This window comes from Mesorhizobium sp. P2_D5 (genome assembly GCF_056404355.1).
This window is the reverse complement of sequence record NZ_JBFUEE010000002.1, coordinates 1202671-1218515: the sequence shown is the minus strand read 5'-3', so window position 1 is coordinate 1218515 and position 15845 is coordinate 1202671. Positions and strand designations below refer to the sequence as shown.

Below are 15845 nucleotides of genomic sequence, written 5' to 3'. Positions count from 1 at the left end.
CAGCCGGGCTCTTCCTGGTTATCGAAGGCCTAGTGCAGGATCTGCGACAGGAACAGTTTTGTGCGCTCATGGCGCGGATGATCGAAGAACTCGGCCGGCGTGTTCTGCTCGACGATCTGGCCCTGGTCCATGAAGATCACGCGGTTGGCGACCTTGCGGGCAAAGCCCATTTCGTGGGTGACGCACAGCATGGTCATGCCTTCCTCTGCAAGGCCGACCATCGTCTCCAGAACTTCCTTGATCATTTCCGGATCGAGCGCCGAGGTCGGCTCGTCGAACAGCATTATGCGCGGGTTCATGCACAGCGAACGGGCGATCGCCACGCGCTGCTGCTGGCCACCGGACAGCTGGCCCGGATATTTGTTGGCCTGTTCCGGGATCTTGACGCGCTTGAGGAAATGCATGGCGATTTCCTCAGCCTGCTTCTTCGGTGTCTTGCGCACCCAGATCGGCGCCAGCGTGCAGTTCTCCAGGATGGTCAGATGCGGGAACAGGTTGAAGTGCTGGAACACCATGCCGACCTCGCGGCGCACCTCGTCGATCTTCTTCAGATCGTTGGTCAGTTCCTTGCCGTCGACGATGATCTTGCCCTTCTGGTGCTCTTCCAGACGGTTGATGCAGCGGATCATCGTCGATTTGCCGGAGCCCGACGGGCCGCAGATGACGATGCGCTCGCCGCGCATCACTCTCAGGTTGATGTCCTTCAGCACATGGAACTCACCATACCATTTGTGCATGGCGACGATGTCGATGGCGACATCGGTGTCGGAGATGTGCATCTTGGCGGCGTTGACCTTGATCTCTTCCGCGCTGACAGCATTTTCGGTTGTCATGACAGGATCCCCTTGTTCTTTTTGTTTAGCGTTTGTGGCCGGTGTCGAGTCGGCGTTCAGTGTACATTGAATAGCGCGACATGCCGAAGCAGAACAGCCAGAAGACAAAGGCGGCGAAGATCAGACCCGACTTGGCGGTCTGCGCCGTCGCCCAGTTGGCGTCGGAGAAGTTCTGCTTGACGATGCCGAGCAGGTCGAACATCGAAATGATCGTGACCAGGCTGGTGTCTTTGAACATGCCGATGAAGGTGTTGACGATGCCAGGGATGACCAGCTTCAGTGCCTGCGGCATGACGATGAAATACATCTTCTGCCAATAGCCAAGGCCAAGCGAATCGGCGCCTTCATACTGACCCTTGGGGATCGCCTGCAGGCCGCCGCGCACCACTTCAGCCATATAAGCGGCCGCAAACAGCGACACGCCGATCAGCGCACGCAGGTACTTGTCGAAGGTGACGCCCGGCGGCAGGAACAGCGGCAGCATGACGCTGGCCATGAACAGAACCGTGATCAGCGGAATGCCGCGTACGGCTTCGATGAACATGACGCACAGCATCTTTACGATCGGCATCTTGGAGCGACGGCCAAGCGCCAGCACGATGCCAAGCGGCAACGACACGACGATGGCCACGAAAGACAGCGACAGCGTCACCAGCAAGCCGCCCCAGCGCGCCGTTTCGACATGTTCCAGACCGAACGCGCCACCGACCAGCAGGAAGAACGACACAATCGGGAGACCGACGATCAGCAGCAGGGCGTTGAGACCCTTGCGCGGCACGCTTGGCATCAACATCGGCACCATGAGCACGACCAGCAATATGCCAACCAGAATCGGCCGCCAGCGCTCCTCGACCGGATAGGTGCCGAACATGATCTGGCCGAACTTGGCGTTGACGAAGGCCCAGCAGGCGCCGGACCAGCCATCCGGCTGGATACCGCCCTGCGCCACCGTGGCGCACACGGTCCGGTTAGGTCCCGTCCACACGGCGTTGATGAAGGCCCAGTTGATGATCTGCGGCAGGATCATCACCACCAGCGCGAAACCGATGATGGTCAAAATGGTGTCGCCCGTCGACGCAATCAGGTTCTTGCGCACCCAGGCGCTGAAGCCTGTGACGCCGGCCGGCGCCGGCTGCGCCAGTGCCATTTCGGTGCGAACCCAGGACATATCATGTTCTTGCATGTCCTTACCTCTCCACCAGCGCCATTTTGGCGTTGAACCAGTTCATGAATAGCGAGGTCAGAAGGCTGATGGCCAGATAGATCACCATCATGATGACCACGCATTCGACCGCCTGGCCGGTCTGGTTGAGCACCGTGCCGGTGGTTGCCGTCAGGTCGGGATAGCCGATGGCGATGGCGAGTGAGGAATTCTTGGTCAGATTGAGATACTGGCTGGCCAGCGGCGGAATGACGATGCGCATGGCCTGCGGCACAACCACCAGCCGCAACGCCTGGCCGGCACGCAGGCCAAGGGCTGACGAGGCCTCGCTCTGGCCCTTGGCAACACCGCGAATGCCGGCGCGCACGATCTCGGCGATGAAGGCGGCGGTATAGAAGGACAGCGCTAGATAGAGTGACAGGAATTCCGGCTTGACGACGAAGCCGCCAGTCAGGTTGAAAGTCGATTGCTTCGGAAAATCAAAGGTTACTGGGAAGCCGCTCAGCACATAAGCGAGCAGCGGAAGCCCGATGATCAGCGCCAGCGACGTCCAGAACACCGGGAATTGCTGGCCTGTCGCCATCTGCCGCTGGTGCGCCTTGCGCGCGACGAACCACGCCATGGCGATGCCGACAAGCAGCCCCACCGGGATCAGCCAAGAGCCGTCGCCCCACACGGCGCGCGGAAAATAGAAGCCGCGCTGGTTGAGGAAGGATCCGAACGGCAGGTTGATGCTATCGCGCGGCGCCGGCAGCACGGCCAGCACGCCGGAATACCAGAAGAAGATGACCAGCAGCGGCGGAATGTTGCGGAACACCTCGACATAGACGGTGCAGATCTTCTGGATCAGCCAGTTCTGCGACAGCCGACCAATGCCGACAACGAAACCAATGATGGTGGCGGTGATGATGCCGACAAACGCGACGATCAGCGTGTTGATCAAGCCGACGATGATGGCCCGGCCATAGGTGGAGTCCGACGTATAGGCGATCGCCGTATCGGAAATGTCGAAGCCGGCGCGGCCTCTCAGAAAGGCGAAGCCGGAGGCAATATGCAGGTTCGTCAGGTTCACGATGGTGTTGTGAACGATCCACCAGACACCAGACACCAGCAAGGCGACGACCAGGCATTGATAGAAAATGCTGCGGACTTTTGGATCATTTATGAGAGAAGCGCGACTTGGCTCCTCGCGAAGAACTTCCTGCGATGCCATTCGACCGTCCCCTGAAAGAGAAACCGGAAGGCAGACGATCTGCCTTCCGGATCACATTTCGATCAGCGGATCGGCGGAGCGTATTGCAGGCCGCCCTTGGTCCATAGCGCGTTGATGCCGCGGGCGATCTTGAGCGGGCTCCCCGAGCCGACATTGCGGTCGAACATTTCGCCGTAGTTGCCGGTGGCCTTGACGATGTTGACGACCCAGTCATTTGAGACGCCAAGATCGGTGCCAATCTTGGTATCGGCTTCCTGGCCGAGCACGCGCTTGATCTCCGGGCTGGCGGAGTTCTTCATTTCGTCGACATTGGCCTTGGTGATGCCGAGCTCCTCGGCGTCGAGCAGCGCGAAATAGGTCCACTTGACGATGTGGTACCACTGGTCGTCGCCCTGGCGCACGGCCGGTCCGAGCGGCTCTTTCGATATGATCTCGGGCAGCACGACGTGGTCGGCCGGCGCGCCCAGCGTCAGGCGAATACCATAAAGACCCGACTGATCGGTGGTGTAGACGTCGCAACGGCCGGCATCATAGGCGGCGTTGACCTCTTCCAGCTTCTCGAAGACGACCGGGTTGTACTCCATCTTGTTGGCCTTGAAATAGTCGGCGAGATTGAGCTCGGTGGTCGTGCCGCTCTGTACGCAGACGGCGGCACCGGAAAGCTGCAGCGCGGAATTGACGCCGGGCAGTTTCTTGGCGTTGATCATGAAGCCCTGGCCGTCATAGTAGGTGGTGCCGACGAAGTTCAGGCCAAGCGCGGTGTCGCGATTGATGGTCCAGGTGGTGTTGCGCGACAGGATGTCGACCTCGCCGGACTGCAACGCGGTGAACCGCTCCTTGGCGCTGAGCGGCGTGAACTTGACCTTGGTGCCGTCACCAAAGACGGCGGCCGCGACTGCGCGGCAGAAATCCGCGTCGATACCTTGCCAGTCACCCTTGTCGTCCGGCGCCGAGAAGCCAGCCAGGCCGGTCGAGACACCGCACTGGATGAAGCCTTTCGCCTTGACTGTGTCGAGCGTCGTTGCCGAGGCGGCTGACGCCATCAACCCAAGCGTGGCGGCGCCAAGAATGCTGATAGCAATATGTTTCATGACCCACAGACCCTTTTCTCTGTTTTTCAGGCAAACCCTGATCTTTTCCCGTGTGAACGCAGCTCCCATTCCGGCCCATACCCGGAACCCCGCATCGCAACCGACGCGCCGCCTCCCATTCACGAATGGCATCGAAGGCGATAATTCCGGTGAGGTCAAGGAAAATGACCGAATTCCAAAGAGTTTGAAAACCAACGGCCGCAAATGCCTGAATTGCAGCCAAGAGCGTCCGAAAATTAGCAAGCCGCGCAAACAAAATCGGCAAAGTCGGGTCGCCCGCGGATCCGGACTGTGCCAGCAAAATCTGTCCCGCCGATTTACTAAGCGCCACCAATATCCCGGAATGAATTGGCGTACCCAAAGACTAAATGCATGACGAGCAACCCGGTCGCATGGCATTGCCGCCGGAAACGGGAGGAGCGCAGCTCAGGATGCTTGGACGAGCAGCCAGGCGCCGATTGCCGCCATCAGCGTGCCCGAGATGCGCGGGATCAACTGCCCGGTCGGGACGGTTTTTTCCAGGAGAATGAGGATGGCGAGCACGGCGATCCACAACACGTTCATGACGCCGCCGACGAACAGGAGCGCCATCAGCGCCCAGCAACAGCCGAGGCAATAGGCGCCATGAACGATCCCGAATCGAAGCGCACCAAGCGGATCGGAGCGGAACCCGCCATGACTGGCCAGAAATGCGATCGGTGCCTGGCATTGCTGCAGGCAGACGCCCTTCATCGGCGTCCATTGATAGAGGCCGGCCGCGATCAGGACGAGGCCGCCGAGAACCGTACTGTTGGTTGCCATCAACGGGCTCAGCAAGGCCTGACTGGCCAGCAGCCATTGCGCGCCGGTCGCGACCACGCTGAAGGCAACCCAGACGAGCAGATAGCCGGTGAAAAACCATGCAGTCGATGCGATGGGCCGCCCACCCGCACGCGCCTTGCGACCGACCCCGGCATAAAGCAGCACCATCGGCGCCACCGACGGCGTCATCATGCCAACCATCATCACGGCCCACATGGCGAAGATGAAAGCGAAATCAGCTGGCGCCCAGGCGCGGAAGCCGGGCGCCATCGTGGCGCCCATGTCCATGCCACCCTTATCCATGCCCGGCATATCCATATTGCCCGCATCGGTGCCTGACATGTCCATGCCGGCCATATCGCCAACTGCGGCGCTCGGGGCGGCAGCATTCTGCATGGTCATGTCGGCCGCGAGCCACATCACATAGACCCATGCGAGCACGGCTATGATGACGAGGGCGGCCGTCACGACTGTGCGGTCGCGCCGCAGCACCGCCTCAAGAGCCGTGTCGCTCATTGGATCAGCTCAATGCACGATGCCGCTTTGCGAGAGGTGCAAATTGGCGAAATGGCTGTGCGAGTCCGCCAGTTCGAACTTGATCGGGCCGGTCGCCTTGGTCCAGCCACGCCCGACCTCGGCAAGCGAATATTCGAAACCATGCGTGAGGTCGATGCGCGCCCGATGCTCCGCACCGGTGACGGGATTCTTGATCGGCTCGCCGCGGCCCGAGGTTACGCCCGGCACGTGCAGGCGAGCGGCTCGGGCATCGATGTCGACTTCGAAGTCTATTGCCGCGAAGATCGGATCGTGGACCGTCTCCAATGTGGTCGAAAAGACCTGGAATATGGTCGCGCCGGGTTCGGTGTCCTCACCGCTGAGAATGCGAAGCAGCGCTCCGCGCTGCGCCTCGGTCGCCCGCTCGTCAATGACCACTGCCGCCTCACCCCTGCCGTGGTGAATTGCGCCGGGCCAGCGGAAGACACCGGCAAAGCGCAAGCCATCCAGCTTGGTGTCGCCGTGATAGCCGCTCTCGATTTCCACGCCGACCACCGCGCGGCAGAATCCATTCGTCGGCAAGGCGTTGAACTGGCAGGGGCAGCCATAGGCGCAGTTGCAGTTGACGAACTCGCGCGCCTTGATCATCCACTTGACGTTCGTCATGGCATTCCTCCCCTTGGCTGCATTCACTGCTCTGCAAGCGATGCCCGGATCGCAGGGGATCAGGAGGTCAACCGGGAAGGATCATCCGGCAGCATCTGATCGAGGCAGTCCGGGAAAATATTAGGAATCAAACATATATCTTTCCCGGCCGTCCTCAATAGCCGAACGGCCAAGAGCGCAATGCGTTCGGACCGGGCAAGACTGTGCGCCCCTTGACCAGACACGACTTGGTACATCCGAAGTCGGTTGCCTGGCGGGTGCAGGCCGGTTGCACGGCCAAAGCGGTCGCACTATGGCTAGCGCCTTGTCGAACAAGGCGAAGAAGAATGGCGAAAGACGGCGACCGACTGGGTATCAACACGCGGCTTACCCATTCGGGCAACAACCCGCATGACTATTTCGGTTTCGTCAATCCACCGGTGGTGCACGCCTCGACCGTTCTTTATCCCGACGCGGCGTCGATGGCTGCACGCAGCCAGAAATACACTTATGGCACGCGTGGCACGCCAACGACCGATGCCCTTGCCCATGCCATAGATGCACTGGAGGGGTCGGCCGGCACGATCGTGGTGCCATCGGGCCTTGCGGCGGTGACCGTACCGCTGCTCGCCTTCGTCTCGGCGGGCGACCATCTGCTGATCGTCGATTCCGTCTATCACCCGACGCGCAACTTCGCCGACACTATGCTGAAGCGACTGGGCATCGAGGTCGAGTACTACGCCCCCGATGTCGGCGCCGGCATCGCGGCGTTGATCAAGCCCAACACCAAGGTGGTGTTCACGGAATCGCCAGCGTCCAACACGTTCGAGCTGCAAGACATCCCGGCCATCGTCAAGGCGGCTCACGCCGCAGGCGCCATCGTCATGATGGACAATACCTGGGCGACGCCGCTGTATTTCCGCCCGCTCGACCACGGCGTCGACATCTCGATCCACGCGGCGACGAAATATCCGGCGGGCCATTCCGACGTGCTGCTTGGCACGGTCTCGGCCAACGAAGGCTGCTGGAAGCATCTTTACGAAAGCTTCTGCACGCTTGGCTGCTGCGCCGGGCCCGACGATGTCTACCAAGTGCTGCGCGGCCTGCGCACGATGGGCGTGCGCCTCGAGCACCATCAGCGCAGCGCGCTCGCCATCGCCTCCTGGCTCGAGGGCCAGAAGGGCGTGGCGCGCGTGCTCCACCCTGCCCTTCCCAGTCATCCGGACCACGGCCTGTGGAAGCGCGACTTCTCCGGCTCGAGCGGCATCTTTTCCATCGTGCTTGCCGGCGGCGGCCAGAAGCAGCAGCACGCCTTTCTCGACGCGCTGCAGATCTTCGGCCTCGGCTATTCCTGGGGCGGCTATGAGAGCCTTGCGGTGCCGGTCTGGCTCGCCGACCGCGTTGTCGCAAAGGGCCCGTATGAAGGCCCGTTGATCCGCCTCCAAATCGGCCTCGAGGATGTCGACGACCTGAAGGCCGACATTCTGCGCGGCCTGACCGCCGCGGCTTCTGCCTGAGCGATCGGGGCACCAGCCAGACTGATTCGGCAAATCCCGGAATTCTATTTCTCAAAGCCGCGCCTTTGCGGATCAATTTGGCTTTCAAATCCGACGATGCCGCGTCATTGCGGTGCGATCATCTGGTTTCGACTTCCCTCTGGCATACCGGCAGAGTTTCCGACTCCCATGGCCTTTCGCCTTTTTGTTCCGATTCTTGCCGGCGCGACGCTGCGCGAGCGCATCATCGCCTGCATCGGCGCGACGATCGGCATTGCACTGACCGGCGCGATCGGCGGTCTGGTGCTCGGCAACGGCCCGCACGTGCCGCTGCTGGTGGCGCCGATGGGAGCCTCGGCCGTACTCCTGTTCGCGGTGCCGGCCAGCCCGTTGGCGCAGCCATGGTCGATCATCGGCGGCAACACGATATCGGCACTGGTCGGCGTGATCGTGGCGCATTTCATCCACGAAACCGCCCTTGCCACCGGCGTCGCGGTGGCGCTTGCCATCGCCGCCATGTCGTTCACGCGCTGCCTGCATCCGCCGGGCGGGGCGGCTGCCCTGACGGCAGTGTTGGGAGGGCCTGCCGTCATCAGCGCCGGCTTCCTGTTTCCATTCGTGCCGGTGGCATTGAACTCGCTTCTGCTGGTGGCGCTGGGCTACGGCTTCCACAAGCTGGCCCGTCGCAATTACCCGCACGTGCCAATTCCCCCGACGAACAGCCATGGCACCGTCGATCCGCCGGCGCAGTTGCGCGTCGGCTTCCAGCCCGAAGACATCGATGCCGCGCTTGGCGCGCTCGACGAGACGTTCGATATCGATCGCAATGATCTCGACCGGCTGCTGCGGCAAGTCGAATTGCAGGCGATTGTGCGCGCGCACAAGGGCCTGTTGTGTGAGGATATCATGTCGCGCGATGTGATCTCGGTCGACGAACACACGCCTGCCGGCGCCGCGCGCCAATTGCTGCTTGACCACAACATCCGTACCTTGCCGGTCGTCAACGCAGAGGCAAGACTGGCAGGCACCGTGGGATTGCGGGAACTGGCGTTGGCCTCGGGAACAGTCGGATCTGTGATATCACCCGCAGCGACAGCCGCCGCCGGTTTCGCCGCCATGGGTCTGCTGCCCATACTCACCGACGGCCGCAGTCATGCGGTCATCGTCGTCGACGACGACACGCGCGTTCTCGGGCTGATCACACAGACCGATCTGCTGGCGGCCACGGCGCGTCTGCAGGCTGCTGACAAGTCCTCGCCGGAAGCGGTACGGTAGCCGCCGCCGGACCCGGCAAAAAATGGCCGGGAACCTTTTGCCGGCAATGCCATCCAATCTCTCAATCGGGTTTCGGTCCGGGATTGGGTTGAGGAACTGGCCATGCCTACTGTCTTGACGGCCATGCCTTCTGTCGCTTCAGGCGACATGCAGCTCGTGCGCCGCGCCTTGGCGCGCGAGGGCGACGCTTTCCGCACCATCATCAAGATGCACAACCAGCGGCTCTACCGCATCGCCCGCGGCGTGGTGCGCAATGACAGCGAGGCCGAGGACATCGTGCAGGAGGCCTATGTCAGGGCCTTCGCCCATCTCGACGCGTTTCGCGGCGACTCCTCGCTTGCCACATGGTTGTCGCGCATCGTCATCAACGAGGCGCTCGGCCGACTGCGCAAAAGACGCAGGACGGTGGCAATGCCGGAAAATCCGCAAGCCGAGATCATCCGGTTCCCCCTCAACCCCAGCGACGATCCGGAACGGACGATGGCGCAACGGCAGATCCTCCAGCTGGTCGAACGGGCCACCGACAGCCTTCCCGATGTCTACCGGACTGTGTTCGTGGCGCGGGTGATCGAGGGGCTGAGCATTGAAGAGACCGCCGATCTCCTTGGCGTCCGGCCACAAACCGTCAAGACAAGGCTGCACCGCGCCCGCACCCTGGTACGCAAGGCACTGGACGACCAGATCGGGCCGGTGCTGCTCGATGCGTTCCCCTTCGCCGGCCGACGTTGCGAAAGGCTGACCAGCGCCGTGATGCGGCGGCTCGGCCTGGAAAGCTGACCTTTCGCCGATTCCTTGGGAACGTTTGCCGCTGCCCGGCATCCAATGACCGTCAACCGAGAAACCACTGACCGGCGCGATTTCCGCTCCGGGCGAAGGAGATGCCATGCCTATCCGACACACCGCTGCCCTGGCCGCCATGCTGCTGCTTGGCACTGCCCCGTTCGCGCAAGCGGCCGACAAACCCACCGACCCACAGATCGCCCACATCGCCTACACGGCCGGGGTCATCGACGTTGAAGCCGCCAAGCTGGCGATCGAGAAATCGAAAAACAAGGACGTCGTCGACTTCGCCAACGACATGGTGCGCGACCACGAAGCCGTGAACGTGCAGGCGCTCGACCTGGTCAAGAAGCTCAAGGTGACGCCGGAAGACAATGCCACCAGCCAGGCGCTGAGCAAGGCGGCCGCCGAAGAAAGGGCCAAGCTTGCCAAGCTCGAGGGTGCCGCCTTCGACAAGGCCTATGTCGACAACGAGGTCGCCTACCACAAGCAGGTCAACGGCGCTCTCGAAACGCTGCTCATCCCGTCGGCCAGCAATACCGAACTGAAGAGCCTGCTGGAGACCGGCCTGAAGATCTTCCAGGGCCATGAGCAGCACGCCGAACATGTCGCCGGCATGCTGAAGTAAGGACAGGCAGCATGTCGAAACGCCATCTATGGATCGCGCTGACGCTGGCCATCGGCATCGTTCCGGCACAGGCTGAAACCATCCAGGTCACCATCGACAAGCTGGTGTTCTCACCAGCCACTGTCGAGGCCAAGGTCGGAGACACGATCGAGTGGGTGAACAAGGACGTGTTCGCCCACACGGCGACCGTCAAGGGCGGCTGGGAGGTGACGATCCCGCCGAAAAAGTCCGCGAGCCTCACCCTTCAGAAGGCAGAGACGGTCGATTATTTCTGCCGTTTCCACCCCAACATGAAAGGCCGTTTGGTGGTGGCGCCCTGATCCAGTGCCAACGAGGCCCGCCTGGCCTCGTCAGGCCGCGCGATGTGCGTCCATGAGCCGTCATAGCGGGGCTCGCGACGCGTCAGCCAGGCATCCAGCCCTTCGCGCAGGTCGGCTGTCGGAGCCATGCGGGCAAACTGCTCGGCTTCGACCAGCAGGCCTTCCGCGATGCTCATGTCGAGGCCGCGCGCCACCGCTGTGAGGATGCCCGCGATCGCAAGATCGGAGTGCCGCAGGATACGCTTGGCGAGGCCAATTGCGGCCGGCATCAAATCGCCATGCGGCACCACCTGGTTGACGAGGCCAAGTTCAAGGACGCGCTGCGGCGGAAACCAATCGCCGGTCAAAAGAAGGTCGAGCGCCCGCTTGCGCCCGGCGAGCCTGGGCAGGCGCTGCGTTCCGCCAAAGGTCGGCGGCATAGCAAGGCTGATTTCCGGCTTGGCGAACAGGGCGCGTTCGCTGGCGATGGCCAGCGGCACGGCCTCGGTGATTTCGCAACCGCCGCCAAAGGCAATGCCGTTGACGGCGGCGATGACGGGTTTGCGGAATGCTTCCAGCCTTGCCGTCAGCCGCTGCCCGCGCATCACAAAGTCACGCATCGCGACATCGACGCCAAGCGCCACACTGGCCGAGAATTCGTGGATGTCGCCACCCGCCGAAAACGCCCGCTCCCCTGCTCCGGTAAGAATGACCGCCCGAACGCCGGCATCGACTTCAATGTCGTCGAGGACCGCGAGCAGGCGATCGACCAAGGCATAGTTCAACGCGTTGAGCTTCTCCGGCCGGTTGAGGGTGAGGATGGCAATCCCATCCCTGGTTTCGTTGAGGACAAGATCGGTCATTTGGCTTCCTTCTCCAGCGTACCCATGGCTGGGAAGGTTACGCCATTCGTCGCTTGTGTATATTCACTAGTCGGTATACATAAGCGAATGCCTGAAGCGCAAAGCCCCACCCGCAAACGCATTGTCGATGCCGCAACAAGACTGTTTTACGCGGAAGGAATCGGCCGCGTCAGCGTCGATGCCGTTGCCGAGGAAGCCGGGCTCACCAAGCGGACGCTTTATTATCACTTCAAGAGCAAGGACGACCTGATCGCCGCCTATCTCGATGGCCGCGACCAACCCAATCTGAAGCGGATGGCCGGCTGGTTCGATGCCGCCGAAGGCGGAGCGGATCGCAAGGTCGAGGCGATCTTCGCCAATCTGGCGAAGGCCGCCCACCATCCGAAATGGAAAGGATGCGGCTTCCTGCGCACGGCGGCGGAACTCGCCTCGATGCCTGGACATCCGGCGATCAAGGTCGGGTCGCGGCATAAGTCAAATTTTGAGACGTGGCTGGCCGGTGCGTTGTCCGTCCGGGGCGTCGAGGAGCCGCAAGCCTTGGCACGCGAGATCGTGCTGCTGATAGATGGCTGCTTTTCGATCATGCTGATCCACCGCAATCCCGATTACATCGAGGCAGCAGGCCGCGCCGCGGCGACGCTTGTCCGGGCTCGAATTGCAAGCGACCAGGTCTAAAGCGCGTCGCGTTTTAACGGATTCAGGCAACGCGCCTTAGGTCTTTGTTTTGATGCACGTTCTCCCAAAACCGGGCCACTTTTGGGCGACATGCATTAGAATCCAAACGCCAGCCATGCCGTGCCGACCACCAGCGTTATCAATGTCAGCGGCAAGCCGACCTTGAAGAAAGCGCCGAACGACAACTGCGTGCCGGCGGTCCTTGCCTGCTCGGCGACAATCAGGTTGGCGACCGAACCGAGCAGCGTGAAGTTGCCGGCTAGCGTCGAGCTCATGGCGACCACCAGCCAGGCACGTTCGGGATTTTCAAGGCCGGGTATGAAGGGCCGCAGCGCCAGCACGGCCGGGACATTGCTCATGATGTTGGAGAGCACCGCGGTGAAGCCGGACAGGCGCCAGACATCGTCCAGCCCAAGGTTCTTTGCCGAGGCGATCATGTCTGGCGTCAGCAGCGTCTTTTCCGCGCCGGCAACGACCACGAACAGACCGGCGAACATGAACAGCAGCGGCCCGTCGATCTCGCGGTAGATGCGTTCCGGTTTGATGGCACGGGTGAGCAAGAGGATGGCACCGCCAATGAGTGCCGCCTTGGCGACGGGCACGCCGGCGAAGAAGGCGATGGCCAATCCGATGCAGACCACCACCGCCTTCAGCACCTGTCCCTTGTGCATGCGGCCACGCGAGACTTCTGGGGTCAATTGGGCCGTGCGGGCGAATTCGGCCCTGTAGACGATGCGTATGATGACAATGACCGCGACCAGGCCAAACAGGGCGACCGGAGCAAGGGCCGCTGAGAAGGCAGGATAGGAAATGCCCGACAGCGCGCCGATCACCATGTTTTGCGGATTGCCGGTGATGGTGGCGACGCTGCCGCAATTCGACGCGGTGGCGGTGGCGATCAGATAGGGGATGGGGTTGCGCTTGATGACGCGGGTGACGTGGACCACGATCGGCGCCATGACCAGGCAGATGGCATCGTTGACCAGGAAGGCCGACAGCACGCCGGTCAGCAGCGTCACCATGACCAGGAGCATGAAAGGCGCGTGTGCATGCTCGATGGCGACGGCGCCAAGACCGCGAAAGGCGCCGGAAACCTTCAGATGCGCCACCACGATCATCATGCCGAGCAGCAGCGTGATGGTGTCGAAATTGATCGCGCGGTAGGCATCTTCCATGCTCAGCGCGCCGACGGCGATCATCGCGGCCCCGCCGAGCAGCGCGATCCCTGCCCGGTCGAGGCGCAGGCCCGGGATGCGGCCAATGGCGACACCAGCGTAAGTCAGGATCAGGATCAGCAGTGCCGCCGCGCCCATCAATGTCATCGGTAAGAAGTCCCTGCTCAGTCTATGGCGCGCCGCTGCCCGTCCGCCCGATGGTTCGTTTGCATGCCAGCTTTAGCGCGATGCCGAGGGTGTCCGCAAAGCCCAGGGGACGATGTGCCGCTAATGCAGATAGAAATCCAGCCGCCGTCGAAGCGCCTGCGAAGAAAACAGCTGCTCAACGGTCCGCCGCGCCTCGCGACCCACCGTCGCCCGCAGCTCCGGATCGGCTTTGAGGTCGGCCAGGATCTGCCGCGCCTGTTGCGTCGTCTCGAACAGGAAACCGTTTTCGCCATGCCTGATATGGTCGGCATAGCCGCCATGCGAATGGCAGACCACAGGCAAACCACAGGCCATCGCTTCGAACACCACCCGGCCGAACGTCTCCACATGCGAGCCGGTGCGATAGTAGAACACGTCGAGCGTCGGCAGGAACTCTTCGGCCGCAAACCGGCCTTGCGGAAGGAGTTCGAGTTGTGGATGCGGTTTGAGCCTGTCCTTGAGCGGCATCCCGCCCTGAATCCGCAACGCGGCGCCATCCGCCAGCAACGCTTCGTAAAGCGGCACATCGTCCGCATGATGTTTGTCCGGGGTGTCGCGGCTCAATCGTCCCAGCGTGAACGGACGACCGGGCTTGACCGGTTTTGGTGAAAAACGTTCGATATCGATCGGCGACGGATGCACGACGCCATCGACCCGCAGCATGCGCTTTTGAAAATCGGAAATCAGCACCAGTTCGGCGTCGGGCCAGTTGAGCCTACGGGGCATACGCGTCGTCAGCGCGATGACCTTCGGGTGAAAGGTATTGAAGACATAGATCAGCCGGCGCGGTCGCGGAATCAGATAGGGCCACATTTTGTTGCGCCAATGCGTGCCGAGGAAGACGTAGGTACCGCCGTCCGGCACATTCCACCTTGGCAGCGAGATGCGCCGAATTGGAAATTGTCGCATCAACTCGCCGGACACCCTGGAGGACGTTGCCCACAGACGCACATCCGAGTCGGCGCTCAACAGCCGGTACAGTTCCAGGGTTTCGAGGTCACTGCCGCCAAAACGGTTCTGAAAGCCATTGAACAGATGAATCATAGTTGCCGCGCTGATCTTGCCTGAACCGTCCCGCCATTCGTTCGCCGGCATTGAGAAAGGCGGTGACTGGACCGGACCGGACGCTTGGAGAACTCAGGAAAGCAGTAACGTTTTCTAGCGCGATGTCAGCAAAGCGAAAGCACCGCCGCGCGACGCTTACTCAAATCAGCGTGCTGTGCCCGAGCTTTTTCGTGCCCAACCGTGACAGGACGCGACGGTTCAAGCTTGCGATGACCACGCTTGCTGTCAATGCACGATGGCGCCGCTGGGCACCAGGGAAGCCCCTGACGGATCGAAGCTGACTTGATCGCGCCCGTTCGATTTGGCCGCGTAAAGCCGCCTGTCGGCAGCCACGAAAATCTCTTCGAAGGTTGTCGGCCCGGTAAAGCTTGTGCCGCCGATGCTGACGGACAATGGGCATGGCCGCCCGCCCGGAGAGAAGTCCATCTCACGGATGCGCCGGCGAATGCTTTCGGCAACCACCCATGAATGCGAGGGATCGACGCCAGGCAGAAATACGCCGAACTCTTCGCCACCGATGCGGCCAACGATGTCGCCGCCGCGCAGCTGGCCTTTGATCGCCTGCGCGATCAGCTTGAGCGCCTGGTCTCCGCAGTCATGTCCGTGCCGGTCGTTGATCGACTTGAAATGGTCAGCATCGATGATCAGCAGCGCCCCAGAATGGGCCTGCTCCTGCTTGCGGGTCTGCTCGAGATAGGCTTCGACCAGCATCGAGAAGGCGCCGCGGTTCAGCACCGCCGTCAGGCTGTCGGTCGCGGCAACGATGCTGAGATCACGCTGGGCGATGGCCAGCTGGCGGATCTTCCACATCAGGAAAAACAGAAATGAGCCGCCCAGCACCAAAGGCAACATCAGATCGGTCAGTTGCGCCCGCCACAGTGCCTCGGGTGAAAGATAGGGGAAATTGAAGGAATCAACAAAGAACGCCACGGCGATGAAGAATGCCGTACCGGCTGCCGTGACAGCGATAACCCTGCCCCAGCTCGTCGGCGACAGATCGAGCCTCATCGCGTTCCACTCCGTTAGCCGCGGCTACTATGACGCAGCAACGCAAACAAATTGATAAGACTTTCCTTCCAATTCGATACCGGCAGACACGACAACGCAACGGCCACCGACGGCAGCCGTGCTCGCTCCCGCGGTGAAAACCGTCGCTCTGCTGG

The 15845-nt window shown here is 61.8% G+C and carries 16 protein-coding genes; 6 read left to right on the top strand and 10 right to left on the bottom strand.

Annotation, left to right across the window (positions count from 1 at the left end; translation table 11 throughout):
- Positions 1–29 precede the first annotated feature (29 nt).
- From AC1DYW_RS12620 to AC1DYW_RS12595, 6 genes are all read right to left on the bottom strand, one after another.
- On the bottom strand, positions 30–779 hold the full coding sequence (locus AC1DYW_RS12620; protein WP_184872215.1) for an amino acid ABC transporter ATP-binding protein: 750 nt from the start codon (positions 777–779) through the stop codon (positions 30–32).
- A 79-nt stretch (positions 780–858) separates the two neighbouring features.
- Positions 859–2016: an amino acid ABC transporter permease gene (locus tag AC1DYW_RS12615; RefSeq protein ID WP_477226336.1), complete on the bottom strand. Its 1158-nt coding sequence runs from the start codon at positions 2014–2016 to the stop codon at positions 859–861.
- Between the two features lie 4 nt (positions 2017–2020).
- Positions 2021–3208, bottom strand: coding sequence for an amino acid ABC transporter permease (locus tag AC1DYW_RS12610; protein WP_477226335.1), 1188 nt, complete (start codon positions 3206–3208; stop codon positions 2021–2023).
- Positions 3209–3270: 62 nt separating this feature from the next.
- Positions 3271–4299 carry an amino acid ABC transporter substrate-binding protein gene (locus tag AC1DYW_RS12605; protein ID WP_095086162.1) on the bottom strand — a complete coding sequence of 343 codons (1029 nt, stop codon included), beginning with the start codon at positions 4297–4299 and terminating at the stop codon, positions 3271–3273.
- A gap of 426 nt (positions 4300–4725) precedes the next feature.
- The gene (locus AC1DYW_RS12600; protein WP_477226334.1) at positions 4726–5616 is read right to left on the bottom strand and encodes a DUF2182 domain-containing protein; all 891 of its coding nucleotides are present in this window, start codon (positions 5614–5616) and stop codon (positions 4726–4728) included.
- 9 nt (positions 5617–5625) lie between these two features.
- The gene (locus AC1DYW_RS12595) at positions 5626–6261 is read right to left on the bottom strand and encodes a DUF1326 domain-containing protein (protein WP_095086166.1); all 636 of its coding nucleotides are present in this window, start codon (positions 6259–6261) and stop codon (positions 5626–5628) included.
- Between the two features lie 326 nt (positions 6262–6587).
- On the opposite strand from AC1DYW_RS12595, the gene AC1DYW_RS12590 reads away from it, so the two are divergent.
- From AC1DYW_RS12590 to AC1DYW_RS12570, 5 genes are all read left to right on the top strand, one after another.
- Positions 6588–7757 (top strand): cystathionine beta-lyase, encoded by a 1170-nt coding sequence (locus AC1DYW_RS12590; RefSeq protein ID WP_477226333.1) that lies wholly within the window; start codon positions 6588–6590, stop codon positions 7755–7757.
- A 168-nt stretch (positions 7758–7925) separates the two neighbouring features.
- Positions 7926–9011 carry an HPP family protein gene (locus tag AC1DYW_RS12585; RefSeq protein WP_477226332.1) on the top strand — a complete coding sequence of 362 codons (1086 nt, stop codon included), beginning with the start codon at positions 7926–7928 and terminating at the stop codon, positions 9009–9011.
- A gap of 102 nt (positions 9012–9113) precedes the next feature.
- The gene (locus tag AC1DYW_RS12580) at positions 9114–9788 is read left to right on the top strand and encodes an RNA polymerase sigma factor (RefSeq protein ID WP_477226331.1); all 675 of its coding nucleotides are present in this window, start codon (positions 9114–9116) and stop codon (positions 9786–9788) included.
- Between the two features lie 106 nt (positions 9789–9894).
- Entirely contained in the window at positions 9895–10419 is a 525-nt protein-coding gene (locus tag AC1DYW_RS12575) for a DUF4142 domain-containing protein (RefSeq protein ID WP_477226330.1), read from the top strand.
- 11 nt (positions 10420–10430) lie between these two features.
- Complete coding sequence (locus tag AC1DYW_RS12570; protein WP_477226329.1) at positions 10431–10739, top strand: cupredoxin domain-containing protein; 309 nt, start codon at positions 10431–10433, stop codon at positions 10737–10739.
- On the opposite strand, the gene AC1DYW_RS12565 is transcribed toward AC1DYW_RS12570, so the two are convergent.
- A complete protein-coding gene (locus AC1DYW_RS12565; protein WP_477226328.1) occupies positions 10685–11581 on the bottom strand; it encodes a crotonase/enoyl-CoA hydratase family protein in 897 nt (298 codons plus the stop codon). The two genes, AC1DYW_RS12570 and AC1DYW_RS12565, sit on opposite strands and share 55 nt — an antisense overlap.
- A gap of 87 nt (positions 11582–11668) precedes the next feature.
- Between AC1DYW_RS12565 and AC1DYW_RS12560 the strand changes: the two genes are divergently transcribed.
- Positions 11669–12256 (top strand): TetR/AcrR family transcriptional regulator, encoded by a 588-nt coding sequence (locus AC1DYW_RS12560; RefSeq protein ID WP_457152940.1) that lies wholly within the window; start codon positions 11669–11671, stop codon positions 12254–12256.
- A gap of 95 nt (positions 12257–12351) precedes the next feature.
- On the opposite strand, the gene AC1DYW_RS12555 is transcribed toward AC1DYW_RS12560, so the two are convergent.
- The 3 genes from AC1DYW_RS12555 to AC1DYW_RS12545 form a co-directional block, all read right to left on the bottom strand.
- The gene (locus AC1DYW_RS12555) at positions 12352–13578 is read right to left on the bottom strand and encodes an anion transporter (RefSeq protein WP_477226327.1); all 1227 of its coding nucleotides are present in this window, start codon (positions 13576–13578) and stop codon (positions 12352–12354) included.
- Positions 13579–13698: 120 nt separating this feature from the next.
- Positions 13699–14712, bottom strand: coding sequence for a glycosyltransferase family 4 protein (locus AC1DYW_RS12550; protein ID WP_457152942.1), 1014 nt, complete (start codon positions 14710–14712; stop codon positions 13699–13701).
- 195 nt (positions 14713–14907) lie between these two features.
- A complete protein-coding gene (locus tag AC1DYW_RS12545; protein WP_477226326.1) occupies positions 14908–15690 on the bottom strand; it encodes a GGDEF domain-containing protein in 783 nt (260 codons plus the stop codon).
- Between the last annotated feature and the right edge of the window lie 155 nt (positions 15691–15845).

Coding starts and splice junctions, on each gene's coding strand:
- AC1DYW_RS12575 (WP_477226330.1), top strand. CDS start 9,895: ATGCCTATCCGACACACCGCTGCCCTGGCCGCCATGCTGCTGCTTGGC.
- AC1DYW_RS12595 (WP_095086166.1), bottom strand. CDS start 6,261: ATGACGAACGTCAAGTGGATGATCAAGGCGCGCGAGTTCGTCAACTGC.
- AC1DYW_RS12565 (WP_477226328.1), bottom strand. CDS start 11,581: ATGACCGATCTTGTCCTCAACGAAACCAGGGATGGGATTGCCATCCTC.
- AC1DYW_RS12560 (WP_457152940.1), top strand. CDS start 11,669: ATGCCTGAAGCGCAAAGCCCCACCCGCAAACGCATTGTCGATGCCGCA.
- AC1DYW_RS12615 (WP_477226336.1), bottom strand. CDS start 2,016: ATGCAAGAACATGATATGTCCTGGGTTCGCACCGAAATGGCACTGGCG.
- AC1DYW_RS12570 (WP_477226329.1), top strand. CDS start 10,431: ATGTCGAAACGCCATCTATGGATCGCGCTGACGCTGGCCATCGGCATC.
- AC1DYW_RS12610 (WP_477226335.1), bottom strand. CDS start 3,208: ATGGCATCGCAGGAAGTTCTTCGCGAGGAGCCAAGTCGCGCTTCTCTC.
- AC1DYW_RS12555 (WP_477226327.1), bottom strand. CDS start 13,578: ATGACATTGATGGGCGCGGCGGCACTGCTGATCCTGATCCTGACTTAC.
- AC1DYW_RS12550 (WP_457152942.1), bottom strand. CDS start 14,712: ATGCCGGCGAACGAATGGCGGGACGGTTCAGGCAAGATCAGCGCGGCA.
- AC1DYW_RS12580 (WP_477226331.1), top strand. CDS start 9,114: ATGCCTACTGTCTTGACGGCCATGCCTTCTGTCGCTTCAGGCGACATG.
- AC1DYW_RS12590 (WP_477226333.1), top strand. CDS start 6,588: ATGGCGAAAGACGGCGACCGACTGGGTATCAACACGCGGCTTACCCAT.
- AC1DYW_RS12620 (WP_184872215.1), bottom strand. CDS start 779: ATGCACATCTCCGACACCGATGTCGCCATCGACATCGTCGCCATGCAC.
- AC1DYW_RS12605 (WP_095086162.1), bottom strand. CDS start 4,299: ATGAAACATATTGCTATCAGCATTCTTGGCGCCGCCACGCTTGGGTTG.
- AC1DYW_RS12585 (WP_477226332.1), top strand. CDS start 7,926: ATGGCCTTTCGCCTTTTTGTTCCGATTCTTGCCGGCGCGACGCTGCGC.
- AC1DYW_RS12600 (WP_477226334.1), bottom strand. CDS start 5,616: ATGAGCGACACGGCTCTTGAGGCGGTGCTGCGGCGCGACCGCACAGTC.
- AC1DYW_RS12545 (WP_477226326.1), bottom strand. CDS start 15,690: ATGAGGCTCGATCTGTCGCCGACGAGCTGGGGCAGGGTTATCGCTGTC.